Origin of the sequence: Ostreiculturibacter nitratireducens (genome assembly GCF_032670585.1) — a bacterium.
Lineage (GTDB): Bacteria > Pseudomonadota > Alphaproteobacteria > Rhodobacterales > Rhodobacteraceae > Ostreiculturibacter > Ostreiculturibacter nitratireducens.
This window is the reverse complement of sequence record NZ_JAVQHL010000004.1, coordinates 318,139-343,090: the sequence shown is the minus strand read 5'-3', so window position 1 is coordinate 343,090 and position 24,952 is coordinate 318,139. Positions and strand designations below refer to the sequence as shown.

Annotated in this window: 21 protein-coding genes; 16 read left to right on the top strand and 5 right to left on the bottom strand. The window is 66.7% G+C overall.

Annotated features, from left to right (window positions below; all coding sequences use genetic code 11):
• The first annotated feature begins 3 nt into the window (after positions 1 to 3).
• Both ABCN56_RS18375 and dacB read left to right on the top strand, forming a co-directional pair.
• Positions 4 to 615, top strand: a complete 612-nt coding sequence (locus tag ABCN56_RS18375; protein WP_343082288.1) for a nicotinate-nucleotide adenylyltransferase — start codon at positions 4 to 6, stop codon at positions 613 to 615.
• A gap of 47 nt (positions 616 to 662) precedes the next feature.
• Complete coding sequence (gene dacB / locus ABCN56_RS18370; RefSeq protein WP_343082287.1) at positions 663 to 2,147, top strand: D-alanyl-D-alanine carboxypeptidase/D-alanyl-D-alanine endopeptidase; 1,485 nt, start codon at positions 663 to 665, stop codon at positions 2,145 to 2,147.
• A gap of 45 nt (positions 2,148 to 2,192) precedes the next feature.
• Here the strand turns inward: dacB and ABCN56_RS18365 are convergent, their stop codons facing one another.
• The gene (locus ABCN56_RS18365; RefSeq protein WP_343082286.1) at positions 2,193 to 2,615 is read right to left on the bottom strand and encodes a tellurite resistance TerB family protein; all 423 of its coding nucleotides are present in this window, start codon (positions 2,613 to 2,615) and stop codon (positions 2,193 to 2,195) included.
• A gap of 117 nt (positions 2,616 to 2,732) precedes the next feature.
• Here ABCN56_RS18365 and ABCN56_RS18360 point away from each other — a divergent pair, with 117 nt between their 5' ends.
• Positions 2,733 to 4,316 (top strand): lysine--tRNA ligase, encoded by a 1,584-nt coding sequence (locus tag ABCN56_RS18360; protein WP_343082285.1) that lies wholly within the window; start codon positions 2,733 to 2,735, stop codon positions 4,314 to 4,316.
• An 8-nt stretch (positions 4,317 to 4,324) separates the two neighbouring features.
• Here the strand turns inward: ABCN56_RS18360 and lgt are convergent, their stop codons facing one another.
• Both lgt and ABCN56_RS18350 read right to left on the bottom strand, forming a co-directional pair.
• Positions 4,325 to 5,245: a prolipoprotein diacylglyceryl transferase gene (gene lgt, locus ABCN56_RS18355; RefSeq protein ID WP_343082284.1), complete on the bottom strand. Its 921-nt coding sequence runs from the start codon at positions 5,243 to 5,245 to the stop codon at positions 4,325 to 4,327.
• A 129-nt stretch (positions 5,246 to 5,374) separates the two neighbouring features.
• On the bottom strand, positions 5,375 to 6,238 hold the full coding sequence (locus ABCN56_RS18350; protein WP_343082283.1) for a CHAD domain-containing protein: 864 nt from the start codon (positions 6,236 to 6,238) through the stop codon (positions 5,375 to 5,377).
• A 126-nt stretch (positions 6,239 to 6,364) separates the two neighbouring features.
• Here ABCN56_RS18350 and ABCN56_RS18345 point away from each other — a divergent pair, with 126 nt between their 5' ends.
• Together ABCN56_RS18345 and ABCN56_RS18340 are read left to right on the top strand one after the other, a co-directional pair.
• On the top strand, positions 6,365 to 6,748 hold the full coding sequence (locus tag ABCN56_RS18345; protein ID WP_343082282.1) for a DUF4864 domain-containing protein: 384 nt from the start codon (positions 6,365 to 6,367) through the stop codon (positions 6,746 to 6,748).
• A 185-nt stretch (positions 6,749 to 6,933) separates the two neighbouring features.
• Complete coding sequence (locus tag ABCN56_RS18340) at positions 6,934 to 9,231, top strand: glycosyl hydrolase family 28-related protein (RefSeq protein WP_343082281.1); 2,298 nt, start codon at positions 6,934 to 6,936, stop codon at positions 9,229 to 9,231.
• A 57-nt stretch (positions 9,232 to 9,288) separates the two neighbouring features.
• Here ABCN56_RS18340 and ABCN56_RS18335 read toward each other — a convergent pair whose 3' ends face one another.
• Positions 9,289 to 9,780, bottom strand: coding sequence for a HugZ family pyridoxamine 5'-phosphate oxidase (locus tag ABCN56_RS18335; RefSeq protein WP_343082280.1), 492 nt, complete (start codon positions 9,778 to 9,780; stop codon positions 9,289 to 9,291).
• Between the two features lie 74 nt (positions 9,781 to 9,854).
• Here ABCN56_RS18335 and ABCN56_RS18330 point away from each other — a divergent pair, with 74 nt between their 5' ends.
• The 9 genes from ABCN56_RS18330 to ABCN56_RS18290 all read left to right on the top strand — a co-directional run bounded on the left by ABCN56_RS18330 (position 9,855) and on the right by ABCN56_RS18290 (position 21,599).
• Positions 9,855 to 11,525, top strand: a complete 1,671-nt coding sequence (locus ABCN56_RS18330) for a SulP family inorganic anion transporter (RefSeq protein ID WP_343082279.1) — start codon at positions 9,855 to 9,857, stop codon at positions 11,523 to 11,525.
• A 359-nt stretch (positions 11,526 to 11,884) separates the two neighbouring features.
• Positions 11,885 to 13,858, top strand: a complete 1,974-nt coding sequence (gene acs, locus ABCN56_RS18325; RefSeq protein WP_425466123.1) for an acetate--CoA ligase — start codon at positions 11,885 to 11,887, stop codon at positions 13,856 to 13,858.
• 5 nt (positions 13,859 to 13,863) lie between these two features.
• A complete protein-coding gene (locus ABCN56_RS18320; protein ID WP_343082278.1) occupies positions 13,864 to 14,547 on the top strand; it encodes an adenylate kinase in 684 nt (227 codons plus the stop codon).
• Between the two features lie 69 nt (positions 14,548 to 14,616).
• Positions 14,617 to 14,874, top strand: coding sequence for a DUF4212 domain-containing protein (locus tag ABCN56_RS18315; protein ID WP_343082277.1), 258 nt, complete (start codon positions 14,617 to 14,619; stop codon positions 14,872 to 14,874).
• 18 nt (positions 14,875 to 14,892) lie between these two features.
• A complete protein-coding gene (locus ABCN56_RS18310) occupies positions 14,893 to 16,677 on the top strand; it encodes a sodium:solute symporter family protein (protein ID WP_343082276.1) in 1,785 nt (594 codons plus the stop codon).
• Positions 16,678 to 16,745: 68 nt separating this feature from the next.
• Positions 16,746 to 18,569 carry a DUF294 nucleotidyltransferase-like domain-containing protein gene (locus tag ABCN56_RS18305; RefSeq protein ID WP_343082275.1) on the top strand — a complete coding sequence of 608 codons (1,824 nt, stop codon included), beginning with the start codon at positions 16,746 to 16,748 and terminating at the stop codon, positions 18,567 to 18,569.
• 13 nt (positions 18,570 to 18,582) lie between these two features.
• On the top strand, positions 18,583 to 19,104 hold the full coding sequence (locus ABCN56_RS18300; protein WP_343082274.1) for a hypothetical protein: 522 nt from the start codon (positions 18,583 to 18,585) through the stop codon (positions 19,102 to 19,104).
• A 3-nt stretch (positions 19,105 to 19,107) separates the two neighbouring features.
• Positions 19,108 to 19,521, top strand: coding sequence for a response regulator transcription factor (locus ABCN56_RS18295; RefSeq protein ID WP_343082273.1), 414 nt, complete (start codon positions 19,108 to 19,110; stop codon positions 19,519 to 19,521).
• Positions 19,521 to 21,599 (top strand): 3'-5' exonuclease, encoded by a 2,079-nt coding sequence (locus ABCN56_RS18290; RefSeq protein WP_343082272.1) that lies wholly within the window; start codon positions 19,521 to 19,523, stop codon positions 21,597 to 21,599. Before ABCN56_RS18295 ends, ABCN56_RS18290 begins: the two co-directional genes overlap by 1 nt.
• 5 nt (positions 21,600 to 21,604) lie before the next feature.
• On the opposite strand, the gene truA is transcribed toward ABCN56_RS18290, so the two are convergent.
• Positions 21,605 to 22,372, bottom strand: coding sequence for a tRNA pseudouridine(38-40) synthase TruA (gene truA / locus ABCN56_RS18285; RefSeq protein WP_343082271.1), 768 nt, complete (start codon positions 22,370 to 22,372; stop codon positions 21,605 to 21,607).
• Between the two features lie 94 nt (positions 22,373 to 22,466).
• Here truA and ABCN56_RS18280 point away from each other — a divergent pair, with 94 nt between their 5' ends.
• Together ABCN56_RS18280 and ABCN56_RS18275 are read left to right on the top strand one after the other, a co-directional pair.
• A complete protein-coding gene (locus tag ABCN56_RS18280; protein ID WP_343082270.1) occupies positions 22,467 to 23,879 on the top strand; it encodes a YcjX family GTP-binding protein in 1,413 nt (470 codons plus the stop codon).
• A gap of 53 nt (positions 23,880 to 23,932) precedes the next feature.
• The gene (locus ABCN56_RS18275) at positions 23,933 to 24,931 is read left to right on the top strand and encodes a YcjF family protein (protein ID WP_343082269.1); all 999 of its coding nucleotides are present in this window, start codon (positions 23,933 to 23,935) and stop codon (positions 24,929 to 24,931) included.
• The last annotated feature ends 21 nt before the right edge of the window (positions 24,932 to 24,952 follow it).

The window sequence follows — 24,952 nt, the reverse complement described above, 5'->3', positions numbered from 1 at the left end:
CGCGTGGACCGGACAGGGCTGCCTGTGGCACGGGCGGGGATGACCATCGGCCTTCTCGGCGGGTCCTTCGACCCGGCGCATGACGGGCATGCACACATCACGCGCGAGGCCCTGAAGCGGTTCGGACTGGACCGGGTCTGGTGGCTCGTGAGTCCGGGGAATCCGCTGAAGGCGGAGGGGCCGGCGACGCTTGCGCGGCGGATGGAGCGGGCGCGGGAAGTGATGCGCCATCCGCGCGTCGAGATCACCGACATCGAGGCGCGAATGGGCACGCGCTACACGGCGGCGACGCTGCGGCGCCTCATCGCGCTTTACCCCGGGGTCCAATTTGTATGGCTGATGGGGGCCGACAACCTCGCGCAACTCCACAAGTGGCAGGACTGGCAGTGGATCATGGAGACGGTTCCCGTGGGCGTCATCGCCCGGCCAGAGACGCGGGGCGCGGCGAGGGCGGCGAAGGCGGCAGACGTCTACGCGCGCTACCGGCTGCGCGCCGACGCGGCGAGGCATCTTGCCCGCGCCGAGCCGCCCTGCTGGTGCTTCGTGAACGTGCCGATGGTGAAGACCTCGTCCACCGACATCCGCGCGCGCGGACAATGGCAGCGCGAGGGTTGAACGGCCGACGCCGGGCGAGTTAGCATCCGCGCCAAGGGGGAGAAGCCATGACGAGGCTGACGCGGAGGGCGGTGCTCGGCGGGCTGGCGGCGGGGGTCGCCGGCCAGGCCCTGGGCGCGCCGCTGAGCTCACCGCGTCCCGTGCCCCGCGCCCAGATCGTTCCGGCGGAGGCCCTGCGTGTCGCCTCGTCGCAGGACCTCATCGCGGCTGCTAAACTCGGGGGGAATGTCGGCTTCGTGGTTGCCGATGCGAAGACGGGGCGCATCCTCGAGTCCGTGAGCGCGGACACGCCGATGCCGCCCGCTTCCGTCACCAAGGCCATCACCTCCCTCTACGCGCTGGAGCATCTGGGAGGCGACTACCGGTTCGGGACACGGCTGATCGCCACGGGTCCGATCCGGGGTGGAGTCATTTCCGGGGATCTCGTGCTGGCCGGCGGCGGTGACCCGACCCTGTCGACGGACACGCTGGGCGACATGGCGGCGGCACTCAGGCGGGCCGGGGTGACCGGCGTATCCGGGCGGTTCCTAGTCTGGGGTGGCGCGTTGCCCTACACCCACGAGATCGATCCGGCCCAGCCGGATCACGTCGGCTACAACCCTGCGGTATCGGGGCTGAACCTGAACTTCAACCGCGTCCATTTCGAGTGGAAGCGGGTGAAGGGTGGCTACGACGTGGGTATGGATGCCCGTGGCGAGCGGTTCCTGCCGCGGGCCTATACCGCGAAGATCGCCGTGAAGGAGCGGGCGCTGCCGATCTACACCTATTCCGACAAGGGCAGAGTGGAGGAGTGGACCGTTGCGTCCCGCGCCCTGAACAAGGCCGGGAGCCGCTGGCTGCCGGTGCGTCGGCCCGAGCTCTACGCGGCCGACGTGTTCCAGACGCTCGCGCGGGCTCAGGGCGTGCCGCTGGGCAACCCGGAAATCGTGCGCGATCTTCCCGGCGGCACGGTGATCGTTGAACACAACAGCGACTCGCTGCGCCCACTTCTGACCGAGATGATGCGTTACTCGACGAACATCACGGCCGAGGCGGTGGGTATGACCGCCTCGGCCCGTCGGGGGGGGCTGGCGAGCCATGCCGGTTCCGGCCGGTTGATGACGGAGTGGCTGAAGGACCGCGCGGGAGCCAGGTCGGCGCGCTTCGTGGACCATTCGGGGCTTGGCGGAGACAGCAGGATCAGCGCCGGGGAGATGGTCGGCGCGCTTGTGCGCCTTGGACCGGCGGCGGGGTTGCGCGGCCTGATGAAGGATTTCACGATGCGCGACGAGGCGGACCGGGTGATCCGTAACCATCCCCTGCGCGTGGAGGCGAAGACCGGAACGCTGAATTTCGTCTCGGCGCTCGCCGGATGGATGACGGCGCCGTCGGGAGCCGACATGGTTTTCGCGATATTCTCGGGCGACGTGGCGCGGCGCGATCGGATCCCTAACGCGGAACGCGAGCGGCCGCAGGGCGGCAGGGAATGGATCCGGCGCTCGAGGCGGCTACAGCAGCAGTTGATCGAACGCTGGGGCGCCGTCCACGGCTGACGGGCCGGAATTCGCTGACGGGGATACCCCTGTGCGACCGCCGTTTCAGAGCGTCAGGTGGCGCGCGCGTGCGGCGCGCTCGATCGCGGCCGCGTGGAGGCGGTCAATCTCCAGCTCGTGCCGGACTTCCTCGAGAAGCCTCAACTCCGCCTGGCCAAGCGTGCCGTCGGCAGCGGCCACGTCGCAGGCAAGCGCATAGGCGGTTTCCCAGAGGCGTTCCGGCAGCGCGTCCCGCACCATGGCGAACAGCGTGTCGAGCCCGTCCTCCTCCTCCATCAGCTTATAGACTGTCTGGGCGACCACGCGCATCGCGTCGGCGTCGTAATTGGCGAAGACGGGCAGGTGGTTCACCTGCCGCTCGATGGCGACGAGTTCCGAAGTGCGGATCGACTCGTCGGAGACGGAGACGGTGACCATGATCGCGACGAGCGCGTCCTGGGCGCTGAAGTTGGGAAGGGTCTTGGGCAAGGTCTTACCTTTGAAACTGGCTTCGGCTGGCAAATTATTGACGATATCGCCCCCGTTCAATAGGTAGCGGGCTTTGCGGCCTTATCGTTGCCGCGATGCAAGCCAAGGGTGTTAAAGATGACGAGCCTCCGCGACGCTGCGATGCGGTCCAAAGCCTGGCCTTTCGAAGAGGCGCGGCGGGTGCTCAAACGGTACGAGAAGGCGCCGCCGGAGAAGGGCTACGTGCTGTTCGAGACGGGCTACGGCCCCTCGGGCCTTCCGCATATCGGCACCTTCGGCGAGGTGGCGCGCACGACGATGATCCGCCGGGCGTTCGAGATCATCTCGGACATCCCCACGCGGCTCATCTGTTTCTCGGACGACATGGACGGGATGCGGAAGGTGCCGGACAACGTGCCCCAGCAGGAAATGCTGAAGGCGAACCTGCAACGGCCCTTGACCTCGGTGCCGGATCCGTTCGGGCAGTACGAAAGCTTCGGGCACCACAACAACGCGATGCTGCGCCGTTTCCTCGATACCTTCGGGTTCGAATACGAGTTCGTCAGCGCGACGGAATTCTACAGGTCTGGCCAGTTCGACGAGATCCTGCTGCGCGCCTGCGAGAAATACGACGCCATCATGGAGATCATGCTGGCGTCTCTCAGGGAGGAGCGGCAGCAGACCTATTCCTGCTTCCTGCCGATCCATCCCGAGACGGGCCGCGTTCTTTACGTCCCGATGAAGGAGGTGAACGCCAAGGACGGCACGATCACCTTCGACGACGAGGACGGCAAGGAATGGACGCTGCCGGTGACGGGCGGGCAGGTGAAGCTGCAGTGGAAGCCCGATTTCGGGGCGCGCTGGGCCGCGCTGGACGTCGATTTCGAGATGTACGGCAAGGACCATTCGACCAACACGCCGATCTATGACGGGATCTGCCGGGTCCTTGGCGGCCGGGCGCCGGAACATTTCACCTACGAGCTCTTCCTCGACGAGAAGGGCGAGAAGATCTCGAAGTCGAAGGGCAACGGGCTCACGATCGACGAGTGGCTGACCTATGCCTCGACGGAAAGCCTGTCCTATTTCATGTTCCAGAAGCCGAAGACGGCGAAGCGGCTGTGGTGGGACGTGATCCCAAAGGCCGTGGACGAGTATCACCAGCAGCTTCGCGCCTTCCCCGATCAGGAAATCGACCAGAAACTCGCGAACCCCGTCTGGCACATCCACAACGGCAACCCGCCGCAGTCGGACATGGTCGTCCCGTTCGCGATGCTCCTGAACCTTGCGAGCGTCGCCGGGGCGACGGACAAGACCGGGCTTTGGGGCTTCATCAAGCGCTATGCACCCGAGGCGAGCCCCGAGACGCATCCGCAACTCGACGAGGCGGCGGAGTTCGCGGTGCGCTACTTCCGCGACTTCGTCGCGCCCACGCGCACCTTCCGCGAGCCCACCGAGAAGGAGCGGGCGGCGATGGAGGACCTCAAGGCGCGGCTTCAGTCCTGGCAGGGCGGGCTCGACGCCGAGGAGCTACAGAGCCTTGTCTTCGCGGTCGGCAAGGAGCATGGCTTCGAGCCGCTACGCGATTGGTTCACTGCGCTCTACGAGGTCCTTCTGGGCGCGAGCCAGGGGCCGCGCTTTGGCGGCTTCATCGCGCTCTACGGCGTCGATGAGACGGTGAGGCTGATCGAGAAGGGGCTGAAGGGCGAGCTTCAGGCGGCCTGACGCGCGCGTCAGTTCGCCTCGGCCGGGTTTTCGAGCCTTTCCCTCCGCATCTCCTCGATGTTCGCGAGCGTCCAACTCGTCGGAATGCCGAGCGGGTAGGCGATCAGGAACGCCATCAAGGCGATACGAAGAAAGCCCGGCGCGTGAGGGCGTGCCGGGAAGGGCCTTGGGGGCGAGAGCGGCCGGATGCGGAATAGGGCCAGCAGAAAAAGCCCGGCGGCCGCCATCCCCAGGTTGAACCATTGCCCGGTGCCAATGCCGAGCCATGTCGCCTCGTAGTCGCGGAGCTGGTCGACCGCAAAGCGCAGCGCGGCGTAGAGGAACACGAAGAGCGATAGCGTCACGCCCGTGCCTGCCGGCCAGCGGCGGAGCGACAGGGCAAGGATCGGGAGTATCGCGAAGTTCTTGACGCTCTCATACAGTGCGACTGGGTGGCGCGGACCTTCGAGATCCGGATAGAGGACGCCCCAGGGCAGCGCGGTAACACCGCCGACCACGCCCCCCTCGATGAAGTTCCCGAGCCGCCCCACGGCAAGGAGGAAGACGCCGGGAACGACCATTTCGTCGAGGATTACGAGAGCGGGTTTCCTGTGCGCGACCGAGAAGACGACGACGGCGGCGAGTGCGCCGAGGAGGACGCCGTGTGACGCCATGCCGCCGCGCCACCAGTCGATCATGTGACGGGGGTTTTCGCGGTAGTAGTCGAACTCGTAGACGAGGATGTCGAATAGGCGCCCGCCGACGAGGATCAGCGCGGCAAGAAGGATGCAGAGGTCGAGGACTTCGGCGCCGCTGAGCCCGAGCCTGTTGCGCCGCATGGCGAACCAGGTGAGGAAGCCGAGAAAGCCCAGCGTGTAGACCGCTCCGTACCAGTAGAGCGACAGCGAGCGCGCGGTGACGATCTCCGGGTCGAAGTCGTGGACCAACATTTCGGCAGCTCGCCCCCCTAACTTCCTGCGGGAAGCTTAACCCCTTTTTGCGCAAGGGCAGATTGATCCAGCGCAATCGGGCGGAGCTGCGCGGCGCAGGTCAGCGGCCGACGCTGACGCCCCCTGGTCTCACTTGTGCCATTCCTTCCACCAGCCGCGCCAGCGGTCGGTAAGACTGTCGGTGTGTTCGGAAAGAAGTCTGCGCGCGATGTATCTCGCATCGGTGAGGAGCCTGTCCTCGCGCAGGCGCGCGAGGCTTATCACATCATCTGCGTCTTCCAGGGGCGTGAGCGCCTCGCACAGAAGGGCCAGGTCGCGGGCGTCGCCCAAGGCTTCGCCGAGGGTTCCGGCGGCATCGGCGTGGACGTCCATCATTTCCGGCCAGATCGGCGTCAGAAGCCGCGCGTGGTACCAGTGGTCCTTCACCCGCTTGCGCCATTCATGAAGGGCAAGTCCAGTCGGTTCACGCGATGCCGCCTTCATGGTCTGGTGCGCGCGGGCCCAAGTTTCGCCGAGCCCTCCTTCGAGCGCGTCGAAGCCGTCTTCCTTGATCTTCCAGCCACGGGCCCGGCGGCGGAACCTTTCGAGCGCCTCGTGGTGTGCGGCGAGGGCGGCGTCCGGGTCGGGCGGCATGCCCGCCGGGCCGGAGACGAGGGCTCCACGGAGGCGGTCGCGCAGCGCGGCGTCGAGTTCCGCGGTCTGGGCGAGCTTGTCGAAAGTCGCGGCGAGGACGTCGCTGTCGCGAAGCGTGGAAAGCGCGCGTCCGGCGTCCCGAAAGGCGGCGTTCTCGTCCCGGTATTCAGGGAAGACGGGGCGCACAAGGCGGATCAGGCCGCGCAGCTTCTTGATGTTCTTGCGCAGTTCGTGGACGAGCGCGGCACGCGGAAGCTCGCGTTTCGCGAGAGCCGAAAGAGAGGTGTCGATGCGGTCGAGCGCGATGCGGCGCAGCGCCTTCTGCACGGTCTTGTCGGAGCTCTGGAAGCGGTAGGCCATGATCTCCAGTCTTTGGACGTGGGCGCGATGCTTGCCCGGCGCGGAGGGGAAGCTAGATGCTCAATGTAACAGTTTCTTGAAACGGGTGTGCTCATGCGGCTACCGGCGCTGGTTCTGGGGACATTGATGCTTGTCGGTGCTTCGGCAGCGGGGCTGCGGGCCGAGCCACCTGCCGACGCGATCCGTGGCGTGATCGGGGCGCAGTTCGATGCGTTCCGGGCGCAGGACGAGGCGACGGCTTTCACCTTCGCGAGCCCCGCGATCAAGGGCATCTTCCAGACACCGCGGAACTTCGGCGTGATGGTCCGTAACGGCTACCCGATGATCTGGGCGCCGGGCGACGTCGAGTTCCTCGGCCTGCGCGAGGAGCGCGGGTTCCTCTATCAACGCGTTCGGGTAGCGGATCGGGCCGGCGAAGTGTTCTTCTTCGACTACGAGATGGTCGAGTCGGAGGCCGGTTGGCAGATCAACGGTGTCTTCCCGGTGAAATCCACGGATTTCGGCGTCTGAGAAGCGCGCGGCACGGTTAACGACCCTTAACGAGTTCCTGCTAGGACTTGCCGCCGTCGGGGCGGAGACATCCGGCGATTTCCCATCTTGAGCCATCCGGATCGCGGGCAGCGTGCCCGTACGCGCGGGCGATCCGTGGCTGCGGCATGGGCTGGCGAGACACTGGTGAAGCAAGGGATTGCTCGATGAACAAGGCTATTACCGACGGGCTCATGCTGATGCCGCCCGCATTCGCTGAGGGGCTTGACGTGTGGTCCAGCGGGGACGGAACCCCGGGCTCGGCCACGTATGCGGGGGCGGCGAATGCTGCGCTCGTGCCGGCGGATCAGGATTTCGGCGGCTGCCTCGAAATGATGAAGACCCAGTCGGTGCAGAAGCTGCGCTACATGGGCGAGACGTCGATCCTGCCAGGCTGCTACCTCCGCGTGAGCGCGAAGGTGAAGGCGATGAGCGGCAACCTGCCCTCGGTCCGCATCGCGGGCTGGGCAGGCGGCGCGGGCGGGCAGCACGTTTCGGGGCTTCTGGAGGTGGGGCCCTCGGTCGCGCTGACTTCCTATGGCGAGGTCGTGACGGTGACGGCGATCGTCGGCACGGGCGCGCGCGGCGGCGTGGACATGGTCTGGACGAGTGACGTCCTCTACGGCCATTTCGGTCTCGACCTGATGGGGGCCGATGGCGGCACCGTGCGGATCGAGGACATCGTCATCGAGGACGTCACCAGCGCCTATCTCCGCGACCTGATGGACTGGGTGGACGTGCGCGACTACGGCGCGAAGGGCGACGGCGTGACGGACGACAGCGCGGCCTTCGAAGCCGCCGACGCCGCCGCGGTGGCCTCGAGCCGGTCGGTGCTGGTGTCGAAGGGCGTCTACTTCCTCGGCAACAACGTGTCGATGGAGGCCGAGACGCGCTTCGAGGGCACGGTGACGATGCCGGTGGACAAGCGGCTGAGCCTGACGCGCAACTTCGACCTTCCGACCTATGCCGCGGCTTTCGGCGACGAGGTCCAGGGCTTCAAGAAGGCGTTCCAGTCGCTTCTGAACTACTCGGACCACGACGCGCTGGACCTGAAGGGCCGGCGGATCGAACTGAGCGAACCCATCGACATGCAGGCGGCGGTCGCGAACAAGGATGTGTTCCAGATCCGGCGCGTGATCCGCGACGGCGCCTTCCACGTCATCGATGGTCCGGCCTGGACGCCCGACGTCGTGACCTCGCAGGCGAGCTACAACACGTCGAACCAGACCACGCTCACCGGCGTCGTGAACGTGGCGAATGTCCCGGTCGGATCGCTCGTGCAGGGCAACGGCGTAGGCCGAGAGATCTACGTGAAGGAAAGGAACGTGAGCGCCGGGACGCTCACCCTTAGCCAGCCGCTCTATGGCGGGTCGGGGACGCAGGTGTTCACGTTCACGCGGTTCAAGTACGTGCTGGACTTCTCGGGCTTCCAGGAACTCGACCGCTTCAACCTCGACGACGTCGAGATCCAGTGCAACGGATACGCGAGCGGGATCATGCTGGCCCGGCAGGGCGACATGTTCCAGTTGCGCGACTGCTACATCATCAAGCCGAGGGATCGGGGCGTGACCTCGATCGGGCGGGGCTGCCAGGACCTGCACATCGACCGCTGCCAGTTCATCTCGAGCGAGATGGGCCTTCGTGCGCAGGACCGGTCCTCGATCGCGTTCAACATCAACGCGAACGACGCCAAGATCCGCGACAATCGCTTCATGCGTTTCGGCACGACCGGGATCGTCAACGGCAACGGGCACGTTTTCGTCGGAAACCACTGGTTTCAGGGCGACGAGGAGGTGGACGGGCTGCGCGTCGCGGGGCTGGTGCTGACCGAGACGAACGTCAAGACGACGATCACCGGCAACTACATCGACAACAACTTCATCGAGTGGACGAACGAATACGAGGCCGACCCGGCGCTCGGTTCGCAGTATTCGTTCGGGGGCCTCACGCTCACGGGCAACATCTTCACGGCGAGCGACGTTGCCCCTTGGTTCAGCTGGATCGTCGTGAAGCCCTACGGGCAGGGGCACTTCATCCACGGCCTTTACGTCACCGGCAACGTCTTCAAGTCGCTCCAGGGTTCGATCGACCGCGTGGAGAAGGTGGACACGTCCGTCGCTGGCCTCGACTTCTCTCGGATGAAGAACATCCACTTCGAGGGCAACAGCTTCAACGGCGTGTCGCAGAGCACGGAAAGCCCCGTCTATCTGGAACACGTGCAGGAAACCGCGGCGACGACCTGGACGATCGGCGCGGGCCCCTACCTGCCCTTCGGCGGCTGGGCGCGGAACGTGGAAAGCATCGTGGCCGAGGGCATGATTACCGGCCCTTCGAACGAACGGCGTTCGGACATGCCTTATGTAACGGTCGAGCAGGGCGCGGCGAAGCAGGACGTCAAGCTGAACTGGGCCAACAGCTCCAAGGGCAAGGTCAAGGTCCGGGTGCGGGTGGACAATCCGAACTGAGCCCCGGGGGGGTCCGGCGAAGGCGGGCGCGCTTCCGGGCGCGCCCTTTGTCGTTTATCAGGGCATCAACTCGGCCGGCGTGAGCTCATAGGCCTTGCCGAAACCACCGTTGAGCGCCGCGCCCGAGACCTGGAGGCGGACGAAGGCGAAGTCGGGGAAGTCGACGTAGAGCTGCGATTTCGGGTGTGTTTCCAGCCAGCGCGCGCGCAGCGCCTCGCGGTCCGGGTCAGCCGGGTCGAGGAACTGCGCGGTCACGCTTAGCGTGATGCGCGGGTGCGTGAGGGGATCGCCCTTCAGTCCCGGCTCGCCGAGGAGGAGCGCCGCGCGCGTATCGGAGCGCAGGGCGCGCGTGTGGACCGCGAGCGCCGAGATCAGCGTGACAGGCGCTCCGTCCGCGTCGGTCCCGACGGCGACCCGGCTGACGAAGGGCGCACCGGTGTCCGGATGCAGAACCGCGAGTGCGCCGGTTCGCGCCTCGTCGATGAGTCGCCGCGCCAGCGCGCGCGCCTCGTCGTCAGTTTCGTTGATCGGATTGCGCTTCTCGGCCATTCCGCCCGGTTTCCGTCGCTTGACAAGCCCCTGTTGGGGCAAGCAGTCTACGCCGAAATGGGTAGCGTGGTGACATGACCACTGCAAGCCGGGCCGGGCGGCTGCGCCCCGGCGAAGAATATGTGCCGAAGATCGTCACCGTCCTTCGCGAAGGCTACGGGCGCGCGTCGTTGCGCGCGGACGCTCTCGCGGGGCTCACGGTCGCAATCGTGGCGCTGCCACTGTCGATGGCGATCGCGATCGCCTCCGGCGTCGGGCCGGAGCGGGGACTCTACACCGCGATCGTCGGGGGCTTCCTCGTCTCGGCGCTGGGCGGGTCGCGCCACCAGATCGGAGGGCCGGCCGGGGCGTTCATCGTGCTGATCGCCGCCTGCGTCGCCGATATTGGAGTCTCCGGTCTTGTCCTCGCGACGTTCCTCTCGGGGTTCCTCCTGATGGCGATCGGAGTGTTGCGCCTCGGCGGCTACATCAAGTTCATCCCCTATCCCGTGGTCGTCGGCTTCACTGCGGGTATCGCGGTCATAATCCTGTCAAGCCAGGTGAAGGAGCTTTTCGGCCTGACGCTTCCGGGGCCGGAACCGGCCGCGCTTCTGCCGAAGCTAGCCGCGCTCTGGGACGCGCGGGGCTCGGTTTCGGGGGCGGCGGTTGCGATAGCCTTCGGGACGATCGCGATGATCGAAGGGATCAAGCGGCTCCGCCCCGGATGGCCGAGCCTTCTGATCGCGGTCGCCGTTGCCTCGATCGCGACGGCGGGGCTCGGGCTCGATGTCGAGACGATCGGGACGCGGTTCGGAGAACTGCCTCGCCTGCCGCCCGCGCCGGCGCTACCGACCCTTTCCGGCGCGGCCTTGGCAGAGGCCATACCCTACGCGGTGAGCTTCGCGCTTCTGGGCGCGATCGAGTCGCTTCTGTCAGCAATCGTCGCGGACGGAATGACAGGGGCGCAGCACCGTTCGAACGCGGAATTGGTGGCGCAGGGCGTGGCGAACGCCGGATCCGCGCTGTTCGGCGGGATCTGCGTCACCGGGACCATCGCGCGTACGGCGACGAACGTGCGCGCCGGAAGCCGCGGACCGATTTCGGGAATGCTGCACGCACTCTTCGTCCTGGCCTTCATGGTCGTGGCGGCGCCCCTGGCCGGCAACATCCCGCTCGCCGCGCTTGCCGGACTCCTTGCTGTGGTCGCCTGGGGCATGGCGGAGAAGGAGGAGTTCTGGGCCCTGTTGCGCGCCTCGAAGGGCGACGCGATGGTGCTTCTCGCGACCTTCCTCCTCGTGATCTTCCGCGACCTCACAGAGGGGATCGTCGTCGGCTTCGCCCTTGGCGGGCTCGTCTTCATCCGCCGGATGTCGGAGGCGGCGCGGCTGGAACCGGCGGGGGAAGCGGTGGAGGAGCTTTCTGAAGCGACGGATCCCGACGTGCTCGTCTACCATATCCGGGGCGCGTTCTTCTTCGGCGCGGCGGCGACGGTGGGCTCGGTCCTTGACCGGATCGCGGGGCGGCCGCGGAATTTCGTCGTGGATCTGTCCGAGGTGCCGCTGATGGATTCGACCGGTGCAAGGTCGCTCGGCCTCCTGGCGCAGAAGATGGCGAGAAAGGGCGGACGGCTGTACCTGACGGCGGCTTCTCCGGACGTGAGGCGAATGCTCTGGGCGCAAGGCGTGAGGGAGCCGAAGGTGCGGTTTCTTCCCGACGTCGCGGGCGCGCTCGCCGAGGCGCGGGGGAAGGCAACGAATCAAGGCTGACGCTGCGTAAATGTCATGCGCTAACGATGTGCCGCCCCTTTGCGGGCGGATTTTGCCTTTCGGCGACGAGTTTGGCCGTCGGTGACTGTGATCACGAAAGGCGCCCAAATTCTCACCAATCCGTGAACAAACAAGACATTGAAAATTCTGCGCATTTTTTCGGCGCAATGGAAACAATTTACACGCAGTTCGGATTTTCAGTGAATAAATTTACAAAAAAACGCAATGTAGAAAATGGGTTACAAAAGAATCGAGAGTTAGTTTACACTCCGCCCGAGATAAGGGGGCTTGCGGTTGCTGACCGCGGGTCGATGCGCCGCACGGCCCGGGCGGCGCCGGATTGTCACGGAGGATGCCAGATGTCTCAGCAAGCTCAGTCCGCAACCGACGCCACGGCGATGCGCGCGATCCCGGCGGGGTTCGAAGACGCACATGCCGATGCCGGCGCTTACAAGGCGATGTACGCCGAATCGGTGGAAAACCCGGAGTCGTTCTGGGGTCGGGAGGGCAAGCGGATCGACTGGATCAAGCCCTACACCAAGGTGAAGAACACGAACTTCAACTTCGGCCAGGTGGACATCAAGTGGTTCGAGGACGGCACGCTCAATGTCGCCGCCAACTGCGTCGACCGGCACCTCAAGACGCGCGGCCAGCAGACCGCGATCATCTGGGAGCCGGACGATCCCAAGACTCCGGCCAAGCATATCACCTACCAGGAGCTGCATGACCAGGTCTGCCGCATGGCCAACGTTTTCAAGGCCGAGGGCGTGGGCAAGGGCGACCGGGTGGTGATCTACCTGCCGATGATCCCCGAGGCGGCCTACGCGATGCTCGCCTGCGCGCGGATCGGCGCGATCCATTCGATCGTCTTCGCGGGCTTCTCGCCGGACGCGCTGGCGAACCGGATCAACGACAGCGAAGCGAAGGCCGTCATCACCGCCGACACCGCGCCCCGCGGCGGGCGGCGGACGCCTCTGAAGTCGAACACAGACGCGGCTCTCCTGCACTGCGACGACCATGTGAAATGCCTTGTCGTGAAGCACACGGGCGACCAGACGACCTGGGTCGACGGCCGCGACGTCGACGTCCTCGCTCTGATGGAAACGGCTAGCACCGAGTGCGCGCCCGAGGAAATGGGGGCGGAGGACCCGCTGTTCATCCTCTACACCTCGGGTTCGACCGGCAAGCCGAAGGGCGTGGTTCATACGTCGGGCGGCTACCTCGTCTACGCCTCGATGACGCACCAGTACACGTTCGATTACCACGACGGCGACATCTTCTGGTGCACGGCGGACGTCGGCTGGGTCACCGGGCACAGCTACATCGTCTATGGCCCGCTCGCGAATGGCGCCACGACGCTGATGTTCGAAGGCGTTCCGACCTACCCGGACGCTGGCCGCTTCTGGGAGGTCTGCGCCAAGCACAAGGTCAACCAGTTCTACACCGCGCCCACCGCTATCCGCGCGCTGATGGGGCAGGGCGACGAATGGGTGACCAAGCATGACCTGTCGTCGCTGAAGCTGCTCGGTTCGGTCGGCGAGCCGATCAACCCCGAGGCCTGGGCCTGGTACGACCGCGTCGTCGGCAAGGGCAAGTGCCCGATCGTCGACACCTGGTGGCAGACCGAGACGGGCGGCCACCTGATCACGCCGCTTCCGGGCGCGACGCCGACGAAGCCGGGCTCCGCGACGCTGCCGTTCTTCGGGGTCAAGCCCGTGGTCCTGGAAGCCGAAAGCGGGAAGCTTGTCGAGGGCAATCCGGCCGAGGGCGTGCTCTGCATCGCGGACAGCTGGCCGGGCCAGATGAGGACCGTCTGGGGCGATCACCAGCGGTTTCAGGAGACCTACTTCCAGCAATACAAGGGCTACTACTTCTCGGGCGACGGCTGCCGCCGGGACGAGGATGGCTACTACTGGATCACCGGCCGGGTCGATGACGTCATCAACGTCTCGGGCCACCGCATGGGCACGGCCGAGGTCGAGAGCGCGCTCGTCGCGCATGAGAAGGTGGCAGAGGCCGCCGTCGTCGGCTACCCGCACGAGATCAAGGGCCAGGGCATCTACGCCTACGTCACGCTGATGAACGGCGTCGAGCCTTCCGACGATCTTCGCAAGGAACTCGTCAAGTGGGTGCGGACCGAGATCGGTCCCATCGCCTCGCCCGACCTCATCCAGTGGGCGCCGGGCCTGCCCAAGACCCGTTCGGGCAAGATCATGCGCCGGATTCTCAGGAAGATCGCGGAGAACGACTTCGGCTCTCTCGGCGACACTTCGACGCTTGCCGATCCCTCCGTTGTCGATGATCTCATCGAAAACCGGATGAACCGGAGTTGAGCGGCATGAGCGGAGGAATGCAGAACTCCACGGCCGTTCTGATCCTTCTCGGGCCTCCGGGCGCCGGGAAGGGCACGCAGGCGCGCATGCTGCAAGAGCGCTTCGGCCTCGTCCAGCTTTCGACCGGAGACCTTCTGCGTGCCGCCGTCGCGGCGGGCACGCCGGCAGGGCTCGCGGCCAAGGCCGTGATGGAGGCGGGCGGGCTCGTCAGTGACGAGATCGTGCTGGAGGTGCTCAAGGACCGCCTCGGCGATCCGGACGTGGCGCGCGGCGTCATCCTCGATGGGTTCCCGCGGACCCGGGCCCAGGCCGAGGCGCTTGACGCGCTTCTGGCCGAGGCCGGGCAGAGGGTGACGGCGGCGATCTCTCTGGAGGTCGACGACGAGGCGATGGTCGGCCGGGTTTCCGGTCGCTACACCTGCGCCGGCTGCGGCGAAGGCTACCACGACGAATTCAAGCAGCCCGCCAAGGCGGGGGTCTGCGACAAATGCGGCGGCACGGCGTTCACGCGCCGCGCCGACGACACGGCCGAGACGGTGCGTGCACGGCTTGAAGCCTACCACGCCCAGACGGCTCCGCTGATCGCGCACTACAAGATGATGGGCGTGCTCGAGTCTGTTGACGCAATGGGTTCCATTGACACAATAGCCTCGGCGCTCGGATCCATCGTCGGGCGCGTCTCGGCCTAAGGGAGGCCGGCATCCCCCGGAGAAGACCCCGGGGGGCGTCGGTAGGAGGAAACTCAGGGAGTAACGCAAATGGCGGACAAATCCTCAAACAACGCCTACTGGGCGGCGAATATCCGGCTCATCACGATCAGTCTGGTGATCTGGTTCATTGCATCGTTCGGGTTCGGCATCCTGCTTCGTCCGATGCTTTCGGGCATCGGGGTCGGCGGCACCGATCTTGGCTTCTGGTTTGCCCAGCAGGGCTCCATTCTCGTGTTCCTGGTCCTGATCTTTGTCTATGCCGCGCGCATGAACAAACTCGACCGTGAACACGGCGTGGAAGAATAAGCGAAAGGGAACGGGGACATGGATCAGTATACCCTCAACCTGCTGGTGGTCGGCGCGACCTTCGCGCTGTACATCGGCATCGCGATCTGGGCCCGCGCGGGTTCCACGAGCGAGTTCTACGCCGCTGGCCGCGGTGTTCACCCGGTCATGAACGGCATGGCCACAGGCGCCGACTGGATGTCGGCGGCTTCGTTCATCTCGATGGCGGGCCTGATCGCCTTCGGCGGTTACGACTCCTCGGCCTACCTGATGGGCTGGACCGGCGGCTACGTTCTGCTGGCGATGCTGCTTGCGCCCTACCTGCGCAAGTTCGGCAAGTTCACCGTGCCGGAATTCATCGGCGACCGGTTCTATTCGAACACGGCGCGGATGGTGGCGGTCGTCTGCCTCATCGTCGCCTCGGTGACCTACGTTATCGGCCAGATGACGGGCGTTGGCGTCGCCTTCTCGCGCTTCCTCGAAGTGTCGAACGACACCGGCCTCTACATCGGCGCGGCGATCGTGTTCGTCTACGCCGTTCTCGGCGGCATGAAGGGCATCACCTACACCCAGGTCGCCCAGTACATCGTGCTGATCACGGCCTACACGATCCCGGCCGTCTTCATCTCGCTGCAGCTCACCGGCAACCCGATCCCGGGCCTCGGCCTGTTCTCGGAGCACGGCGCAACCGGCCAGCCGCTTCTGCAGACGCTGGAAGCCACGCTGAAGGACCTGGGCTTCAACGCCTACACCGAGCGCAACGACACGACGCTGAACATGTTCCTGTTCACGATGTCGCTGATGATCGGTACGGCCGGCCTGCCGCACGTTATCGTGCGCTTCTTCACCGTGCCGAGAGTGGCGGATGCCCGTTCCTCGGCCGGCTGGGCGCTGGTGTTCATCGCGATCCTCTACCTGACGGCTCCGGCCGTGGGTGCGATGGCGCGTCTGAACATCATGACCACGATGTGGCCGAACGGCGTTTCGGGTGAAGCCGTGTCGCTGGAAGACATCCAGACGAAGGACGAGTTGTCGTGGGTGCGTAACTGGGAAGTCACCGGTCTTCTGAAGTTCGAGGACAAGAACGGCGACGGTCAGATCCAGTACTACAACGACGCCAGCGCCGACATGCAGGCTCTCGCGACCGAGCGTGGCTGGCAGGGCAACGAGCTGACCACCTTCAACCGCGACATCCTGGTTCTTGCGAACCCGGAAATCGCCGGTCTGCCGGGCTGGGTTCTCGCTCTCGTCGCCGCCGGCGGTCTTGCCGCCGCTCTGTCGACGGCAGCGGGCCTGCTGCTGGCGATCTCGTCGGCGATCTCGCACGACCTCATCAAGGGCGCCGTCAATCCGAACATCTCGGAGCGGGGCGAACTGATGGCCGCGCGGATCGCGATGGCGATCGCCATCGCCGTTGCGACCTACCTCGGCCTCAACCCGCCGGGCTTCGCGGCCCAGACGGTGGCTCTGGCCTTCGGTATCGCGGCTGCGTCGCTGTTCCCGGCGATCCTGCTCGGCATCTTCTCGAAGCGCATCAACAACAAGGGTGCGATCGCGGGCATGCTGGCCGGTCTTCTGGTGACGGTCGTCTACATCTTCCTGCACAAGGGCTGGTTCTTCATCCCCGATACCAACAGCTTCAGCGACAGCGACCCGCTGCTGCTGTCGATCAAGTCGACCTCGTTCGGCGCGGTCGGGGCTCTGATCAACTTCGCCGTGGCCTACGTGGTGTCGAACGCCACCGAAGAGCCGCCGGAAGAGATCCAGGACCTCGTCGAGTCGATCCGTATCCCGAAGGGTGCGGGCGCGGCGACCGGCCACTGAGCCTGACATGAAACCCGGCGCGTCCCCACAACCGGGGGCGCGCCATCCCCTGACCAGACGAGGACAACATGGACGACGCCGTTCGTACGATCCAAGCCTTCCTCGAAGCGGTTCATCCCTATGACAGCCTGCCGAAGGACGAGCTGGCGCGTGTCGCCGGTTCCTTCATCCGCAGGGAGTATCCCGCCGGGACCCTGGTCTACAGCCTCGGAGACGCACTTGAGGGGCTGTTCCTGATCAAGCGGGGTGGCGTCGAGGTCGTTGACCGCAACGGCGCGCTCGTATCGCTTCTTGCGCCGCGCAACACCTTCGGTGAGCGTGGGCTCATGCGGGACGGGCTTGCCGTGACCACGGCACGCACGACCGAAGACAGCGTTCTGCTGACACTCCCCAAGGCCGAGTTCCAAAGGCTTCTCGCGCAGTTCCCGGCGTTCGAGCGGTTCTTCAATCGCGGCCGTTCGGCGGAAGGCCGGGATCCACAGCTCGCGACGCTGAAGGTCTCCGAACTTATCGCGCGGCGTCCGGTGACCTGCGAGCCGGCCACGTCGGTCGCCGAGGCCGCGAAGATCATGCGAGACACGAAGGTGTCGAGCCTGGGGGTGACCGAGGATGGCAAGCTGCGCGGGATCGTCACGATCCGGGATCTGTCCAACCGCGTGCTTGCCGAAGGACGCAGTCCGGCGGTGCCGGTGTCGCAGGTCATGACAGCCGATCCGGTTTCGCTCACGCCTGACGCGCTCGGGTCGGACATCCTGCACCTCATGCTCGAGCGTGGGATCGGTCACCTGCCGATCGTGGAGGGCGAGCGGCTCGTCGGCATGGTCACGCAGACCGACCTCACGCGCTTCCAGGCCGTGAGCTCGGCGGTTCTGATCCGCGACGTGGCGAGCGCGGAGAGCGTGGAGGAAATGGCGGCGGTCACGGCCCGTATCCCGCAACTGCTGGTCCAGCTGATCGGCGGCAACCATGCGCATGAAGTGGTGACGCGGCTCATCACCGACATCGCCGACGCGGTGACGCGCCGCCTTCTGCAGATGGCCGAGGATGAACTGGGACCGGCGCCCGCGCCCTATCTCTGGCTCGCCTGCGGCAGTCAGGGGCGGCAGGAACAGTCCGGCGTTTCCGACCAGGACAACTGCATGATGATCGACGACGGCGCTTCGGACGCCGACATGGAGTATTTCGCGAAGCTGGCCAAGATCGTCTCGGACGGGCTTCACGCCTGCGGTTATGTCTATTGCCCCGGCGACATGATGGCGACGAACGAGCGCTGGCGGCAGCGAGTCTCGGTCTGGCGGGATTATTTCCGGCGCTGGATCGCGACGCCCAATCCTGAGGCGCAGATGTTGGCCTCGGTCATGTTCGACCTGAGGCCGATCGGCGGCGCGGCCCGTCTTTACAGGGATCTGCAGGAAGAGACGCTCGCCGAGGCGTCGAAGAACTCGATCTTCGTCGCGCACATGGTCGCGAACTCGCTGAAGCATACGCCGCCTCTCGGCCTCATCCGCGGTTTCGCCACGATCCGGTCGGGCGAGCATCGCCACCACATCGACATGAAGCACAACGGCGTCGTGCCCGTCGTCGACCTCGGCCGGGTATATGCGCTGATGGGGCGGATCCCGGCGGTGAACACGCGCGCGCGGCTCCTCGCGGCCGGAGAGGCGGGGGTGATTTCCCATTCCGGGGCGCGGGACCTCGTGGAAGCCTTCGACCTGATCGCCTCCATGCGGCTGGAAAACCAGGCGACGCTCGTGCGGTCGGGACGGAAGCCGGACAACTTTCTCGCCCCGTCCGACCTGTCGGATTTCGAACGCAGCCACCTTCGGGACGCCTTCGTCGTCGTGCGCACGATGCAGTCTGCGGTGGGACACAACAAAGGCGCACTGACATGAAGGGGCGGAGCACGTGCTGATCGATTTCATCGGAACCTTCGCGGCGGGCTTCGCCGCCGCGGGGGTCGTGATGCTCCTCAACCGCCTGTTGGGGCGGATCTTCCCGAAATGGGTTCTTCCGGTCGCGGCCGGCGCCACGATGATCGCCTTCACGATCTACCGGGAATACACCTGGTTCCCGACTGTCCGCGCGCAGTTGCCGCCGGAGGTCATCATCGTAGCGGCGCCGAAGGAGAGGATGCTCTACCGGCCCTGGACCTATGTCGCCCCGATCACGCTGCGTTTCCTGGCAGTGGACAAGATCGGCATGCTGCGCTCGACCGCCGATCCGGACCTGCGCGTGGTGAACCTCGTGGGGATGCAGCGGTGGGCGGCGACGCAGGGCGTCAAGGTGGCGTTCGACTGCGGCGAAGGGCGGATGGCGCCCTTGGTCGAGGGGGCGGAACTCGGGGAGGACGGCCAGCTGATCGGCGCCGATTGGCAGGCGGTTGGCCCGGACGACCCATATCTGAAGGCGGCCTGCGACGGAGGATGAGACATGGCCGACGGCGGGAAACCACATAGCGTGTTGATCGTCGAGGACGAGGACAACATTGCCATCGCTCTCGACTACCTCATGACGCGCGAGGGTTACGCGCATGAACGCATCGCCTCGGGCGCCGAGGCGATGACGAAGATACGCGCCATGCATCCCGATCTCGTCCTCCTGGACGTGATGCTGCCCGAGGTGTCGGGCTACGAGATCTGCCAGGAAGTCCGGATGGACAGGGCGCTGGACGACGTGAAGATCCTGATGATGACGGCCCGTGGCTCCGCGGTGGAAAGGCGGAAGGGGCTCGCTCTCGGGGCGGATGGTTTCATAGCGAAGCCCTTCGAACTCAAGGAGTTGCGTACCGAGGTGCGCCGTCTTCTCGGCGGGGAGGCCAGTGCGGCCGAGGGGGCAGGCAGCTGATGCTTACCCGTTTGAGCCTGCGCCTGAGGATACTCCTGTTCTTCGCGGCGCTGGCTGCGGGGACGGTTGTCGCGGTGGCCCTGGGCCTCTGGCTTGGTTTCAGGCAACTCGGAGAGCCGGAGGCGCTATCGGCCTTCATGACCGCGGGCGTGGCGGCGGGGTTCCTGATCCTCGGGCTGGTCGCCGGGATCTGGTTCCTGTTCGACGAGAACGTGGCGCGCGCCATCGAACGTCTGTCGGGCAGCCTGCGCGCCCGCGCCCACGCCCCGATCGAGGGCGAACTCGACACGAAGCCCGCGAGATACCTTGGCGATCTGGCGCCGGCGGCCGAGGCGGTGACACTGACGCTGTCCGAGACCCGGAACGCGCTGGCCGAGGCCGTGGCACGAGAGACGACGCGGCTCGCGGCAGAGAAGGAGCGTCTCGAGGCGCTTCTGTCCGATGTGCCGGTCGGTGTGCTCCTCTGTTCGCAGGACCATCAGCTTGTCTTCTACAACGGGCATGCGATGGATCTGCTGGGCGCCGGCGCGGCGCCCGGGCTCGATCGGCGCGTGTTCGACTTCCTGCGCAAGGCCCCAATCCTGCACGCCTACGAGCGCCTTCTGGAAACCGACGACCCCGACGCCGCCTCGGACCTGACCTGCGCGACCGTGGCCGAGGCGCGCGTTCTGGCGGCGCGGATGCGTCTTCTGGAAGCCGAGGGGGAGAAGCCGGGCTATGTCCTGACGCTCCGCGACGTCACGGCGGATCTTGCGGCACATGCGCAGCGCGAGTCGCTTCTGGCCGAGGTTCTCGACCGGGTGCGGCGTCCGGCGGCCAACCTGCAGACCGTCACGGGCGTGATGACGGAGAATGGGGGCGTCACCCAGGATCCGGCGCTGCGGACGGCGATGGCGCAGGAGGTGGCCTCGCTTTCTCGCGCGATCACGGAACTCGGCAAGCGATACGACGAAAGTCGCAGCGGCTGGTGGCCGCTGTCGCTGACCCGCGCCGCCGACCTTGCCGAGGCCGTCCGCGCACGTCTCGAGGCATCGGAGCTTTCGGCGCGCACCGAGGCGGAAAAGTTGATCCTGCGCTGCGACGCCTTCGGCCTCGTCGCGCTCCTTTCGGACCTCGCCGCGCGGCTCGCCCGCGAGGGCGTCGCCCGGAAATTCGAACTGGCGATTTCGGAAGACGGTGCGGGTGCGGTCATCGACCTGGCCTGGCAGGGCACGCCGGTCGGGATCGGTCGCCTCGAAACCTGGCTCGGCGAGCCGTTGGAGGTCGGTGTGGCGGACGTCACCGGGCGCTCGGTGCTCTTCACGCACGCGACCGAATGCTGGCCGGAGAAGCTGCCCGACGGGCGCGCCCGGCTGCGCCTGCCTCTGCGCGAGGCGCGCCGCGACCATCGCCGGCCGCCGCCGATCCCGCGGACCGTCGTCTACGATTTCGAGCTTCTGGCCAAGGCACGCTACGCCGAGATCGCGGAGGCGAAGCTGGAGGATCTCACCTATGTCGTCTTCGACACCGAGACGACGGGGCTCCTGCCATCGGAGGGCGACGAGATCGTGCAACTCGCCGCCGTCCGGATCGTCAACGCAAGGCGCGTCGAGCGCGAGGTCTTCGACACGCTGGTGAACCCGGGCCGCCCGATCCCGCCTTCCTCTACGGAAGTTCACGGCATCACCGCGTCGATGGTCGCGGAGGCGCCGACGATCGACGTTGCCGGCCGGCAGTTTCACCGCTTCGCCGAAGGTTCCGTCCTGATCGCCCACAATGCGCCCTTCGACATGGAGTTCCTGCGCCGCCACGAGGGCACGATCGGGGCGCGGTTCGATCATCCGATCCTCGACACGGTGCTTCTGTCGGCCGTGGTCTTCGGTCAGCTTGAGGGGCACAGCCTCGACGCGCTGACGCACCGGCTTGGCATCACCATACCGGAAGAGGCCCGCCACACCGCGCTCGGCGACACGGTGGCCACGGCTGACGCGTTCCTGCGGCTTCTGCCGATGCTGAAGGCGCGGGGGCTCAACACCTTCGGCGACGTGCTGTCGGAAGTGCGCCGGCACGGGCGCCTTCTGAAGGACCTGAACGCCTGAGGCGGTCAGGCGAAGGGATCGCTCGGGTAGCCGACCGCGGTAAGATAGAGACCATGTGGCGGCGCGACGGGTCCGCAGGCCGCGCGGTCCCGGGCCTCGAGCGCGACCCGAACGTCTTCGGGCGCCCAGCTGCCCGCGCCGGCACGCTCCAGCGTGCCCACGATAGACCGGACCTGGTTGTGCAGGAAGCTCCGGGCGCGGAGACGGAAGCGGAATTCGACGCCATGCGGGATCGGGACTTCTTCGATCGAGATCTCGTCGAGGGTCTTCACCGGCGAAGCGGCCTGGCAGATCGACGACCGGAACGTCGTGAAGTCGTGATGGCCCACGAGTTCCGCGGCGGCGGCGCGCATCCGGTCCGCGTCGAGCGGGTTCAGGACCTGCCACGCCCGGTGCCGTTCGAGGACAAGGGGCGCGCGGCGATTGACGACGCGGAAAAGATAGCGCCGTTCGTTCGCCGAGAAACGGGCGTGGAAATCCTCGGGTACCTGGGCGGCGGCGAGAATGGCGACGGGGTCCGGTTTCAGGTGGAAGTTCAGCGCCTCGGACAGGCGGAACGGGTCCCAGTCCTTCTTCAGGTCGCAATGCGCTACCTGGCCCGTGGCATGAACGCCCGCATCCGTGCGCCCCGCCGCCCCGATCCCTGGCGCGTCGGCCTCGAGCTTCTTCAAGGCCATTTCCACCGCCTCCTGAACGGAGTGACGGTCGGCCTGACGCTGCCAGCCCGCGAAGGGCGTGCCGTCATATTCGATCTTGAGCGCGTAACGGGGCATGGCTTCCCCCTAGCCCGGAGCGCGGCCTGTGTCCATCGCCCCTACACTTGGCCAATCGGCGCGCCTATCTTGGGGCGAAAGCGAGGGGCGGGCATTGGGTATAGGCGATATCGCGGACGGGCTGGCGCGGCAGGTGGAAAACCTTGGCGCCTCTGTGTCGGAAGCCCTCTTCGAGCCGGTGATACGGCTTGGGGTGACCGGTCTGTCGCGTGCGGGCAAGACCGTCTTCATCACCTCGCTCGTCGCGAACCTCATGAACCGGGGGCGGATGCCGCAGCTTCACGCGGCGGCGACCGGCGCGATCCGGGCCGCTTACCTGCGGCCACAACCCGACCCGACGGTGCCACGCTTCGACTTCGAGTCGCATCTCTCGGCCCTCACGGGGCCCGAGCCGTACTGGCCGGAGAGCACGCGGGCGGTCAGCGAACTGAGGCTCTCGTTCCGGGTGCAGCACGGGGGGATGCTGGGCACGCTTCGGGGCCCGCAGACGGTGCACCTGGATATCGTGGATTATCCCGGCGAGTGGCTTCTGGACCTCGGCCTCATGGACAAGAGTTACGAGGCGTGGTCGGCGGAGGTGCTGGGCCGGATCGAGGGGCGGCCTGGCGCGGCGGATTACCTTGCGCTCGCCTCGGCGACGGACGCGGCTGCGCAGCTTGACGAACCCGTGGCGAAGCGGCTCGCCGAGGTCTTCGCCGCGCATCTTGTCCAGTCGCGGGAATCGGGCTGGTGGGATTGCACGCCGGGGCGGTTCCTGTTGCCCGGAGAGTTGGCCGGCTCGCCCGTCCTGACTTTCGCGCCCCTGCGGCGGCCGGCGGAGGCCAGCCGGTCGAGCCTCTGGCGCGAGATGGAGCGGCGCTTCGAATCCTACAAGTCGCGCGTGATCCGGCCCTTCTTCCGCGACCACTTCGCGCGGATCGACCGTCAGGTCGTGCTGGTCGACGCGCTGGGCGCGATCCATTCGGGTCCGCGCGCGGTCGAGGACATGCGCCGCGCGATGGCCGAGATCCTGTCGGCCTTCCGGCCCGGCAGGGCCGGGTGGCTTTCCGGGCTTCTCGGCGGGCGGCGGGTCGAGCGTATCCTTTTCGCGGCCACCAAGGCCGATCACTTGCACCACACGCAGCATCCGCGCCTGACGGCGATCATGGAGGCGATGCTTCGCGAGGCGCGGGACCGGGCGGATTTCGCGGGCGCCAGAACTGCGGCGATGTCCATCGCCGCCTTGCGCGCCACGGTCGAGGAGGAAGTGGCGCATGGGGGCGAGATACTGCCATGCGTCCGCGGCACGCTGACCGACGGGAAGCGCGCGGCCTTCTATCCCGGCGAATTGCCGGAGGACCCCGCGGTGATCCTGTCGCGCGCGCGGGCCGGAGCGGAGCGTTGGCTCGATGCCGACTTCGCGGCAATGACCTTTGCGCCGGCGAAGCTGACGCTGAAGCCGGGCGAGGGGCCGCCACATATCCGGCTCGACAAGGCGGCCGAGTTCCTGATCGGAGACAGGCTGTGAGCGGTGCGCGAGGGCGGGCGAACATGCGAATGGAACGGCGAGGAGCCTGAATGATGGCCAAGGTGAAAGGCCCGGTGCTGATCGAAATGGAGGAGGCTGGCGAGATCACGCCCGCCACCGCCCCCGCCGTGCCCGACGAAGCGGGGCCCCCGGAGGGGCGCGCGATGAAGATGGCGGCGCGTGCCGTTGCCCGACGGGGCTCGCGGCTGGGGCGCTTCTTCTGGACAGCGGCCGCGGCGCTCGTGTCCTTCGTCGCGGGCGTCGCCGCCTGGGATTTCGTGACCGGCCTGCTGGAGCGCAACCCGGTTCTGGGGGCCGTTGCGGCGGGGCTTCTGGCACTCTTCGTTCTCGCGGCGCTGCTTTTGTCGCTCAGGGAACTCGCGGGCTTCGCGCGGCTGAAGCGGCTCGACCGGATGCGCAAGGAAGCGGAACGGGCGCTTGCCGCTTCCGACCTGCAGGCAGCGCGCCACGTGGCGGCGCGGCTGTCCGCGCTCTATGCCGCGCGGCCCGAGACGGAATGGGGCAGGGCGCGGCTCGCCGAGCGGCGGGATGACGCCTTCGACGCCGAGGCGATGCTCGTCCTGACGGAGGCGGAGCTTCTGGCGCCCCTGGACGCGGCGGCGCGGGCGGAGGTCGAGGCGGCCGCTCGGATGGTGGCGACGGTGACGGCCGTGGTGCCCCTGGCGCTGGCGGATGTCGCCGCCGCGCTGACGGCGAACCTCAGGATGATCCGGCGCATCGCGGAAATCTACGGCGGCAGGGCGGGAACGCTCGGCAGCTGGCGCGTAGCGCGGGGCGTGCTCACGCATCTCGTGGCCACCGGCGCAGTCGCCGTGGGGGATGACCTGATCCAATCGGTCGCCGGCGGGGGCCTTCTGTCGAAGATATCTCGCCGCTTCGGCGAGGGCGTCGTGAACGGGGCCCTGACTGCACGGGTCGGCGTCGCGGCGATCGAGGTCTGCCGTCCATTGCCCTATCTCAAGGCTGCGCGCCCGACAGTCACTTCTCTTGTCAAACGCGCGCTCTCGGGGCTCTTCGGAACGCGGGACTAGGCAAGGCGCGGAAAACCGGAC

Coding starts and splice junctions, on each gene's coding strand:
- ABCN56_RS18275 (WP_343082269.1), top strand. CDS start 23,933: ATGGCCAAGGTGAAAGGCCCGGTGCTGATCGAAATGGAGGAGGCTGGC.
- ABCN56_RS18315 (WP_343082277.1), top strand. CDS start 14,617: ATGGCGGACAAATCCTCAAACAACGCCTACTGGGCGGCGAATATCCGG.
- ABCN56_RS18360 (WP_343082285.1), top strand. CDS start 2,733: ATGACGAGCCTCCGCGACGCTGCGATGCGGTCCAAAGCCTGGCCTTTC.
- ABCN56_RS18330 (WP_343082279.1), top strand. CDS start 9,855: ATGACCACTGCAAGCCGGGCCGGGCGGCTGCGCCCCGGCGAAGAATAT.
- truA (WP_343082271.1), bottom strand. CDS start 22,372: ATGCCCCGTTACGCGCTCAAGATCGAATATGACGGCACGCCCTTCGCG.
- ABCN56_RS18320 (WP_343082278.1), top strand. CDS start 13,864: ATGAGCGGAGGAATGCAGAACTCCACGGCCGTTCTGATCCTTCTCGGG.
- ABCN56_RS18290 (WP_343082272.1), top strand. CDS start 19,521: ATGCTTACCCGTTTGAGCCTGCGCCTGAGGATACTCCTGTTCTTCGCG.
- ABCN56_RS18305 (WP_343082275.1), top strand. CDS start 16,746: ATGGACGACGCCGTTCGTACGATCCAAGCCTTCCTCGAAGCGGTTCAT.
- ABCN56_RS18335 (WP_343082280.1), bottom strand. CDS start 9,780: ATGGCCGAGAAGCGCAATCCGATCAACGAAACTGACGACGAGGCGCGC.
- ABCN56_RS18310 (WP_343082276.1), top strand. CDS start 14,893: ATGGATCAGTATACCCTCAACCTGCTGGTGGTCGGCGCGACCTTCGCG.
- ABCN56_RS18295 (WP_343082273.1), top strand. CDS start 19,108: ATGGCCGACGGCGGGAAACCACATAGCGTGTTGATCGTCGAGGACGAG.
- ABCN56_RS18340 (WP_343082281.1), top strand. CDS start 6,934: ATGAACAAGGCTATTACCGACGGGCTCATGCTGATGCCGCCCGCATTC.
- acs (WP_425466123.1), top strand. CDS start 11,885: ATGTCTCAGCAAGCTCAGTCCGCAACCGACGCCACGGCGATGCGCGCG.
- ABCN56_RS18350 (WP_343082283.1), bottom strand. CDS start 6,238: ATGGCCTACCGCTTCCAGAGCTCCGACAAGACCGTGCAGAAGGCGCTG.
- lgt (WP_343082284.1), bottom strand. CDS start 5,245: ATGTTGGTCCACGACTTCGACCCGGAGATCGTCACCGCGCGCTCGCTG.
- ABCN56_RS18345 (WP_343082282.1), top strand. CDS start 6,365: ATGCTTGTCGGTGCTTCGGCAGCGGGGCTGCGGGCCGAGCCACCTGCC.
- dacB (WP_343082287.1), top strand. CDS start 663: ATGACGAGGCTGACGCGGAGGGCGGTGCTCGGCGGGCTGGCGGCGGGG.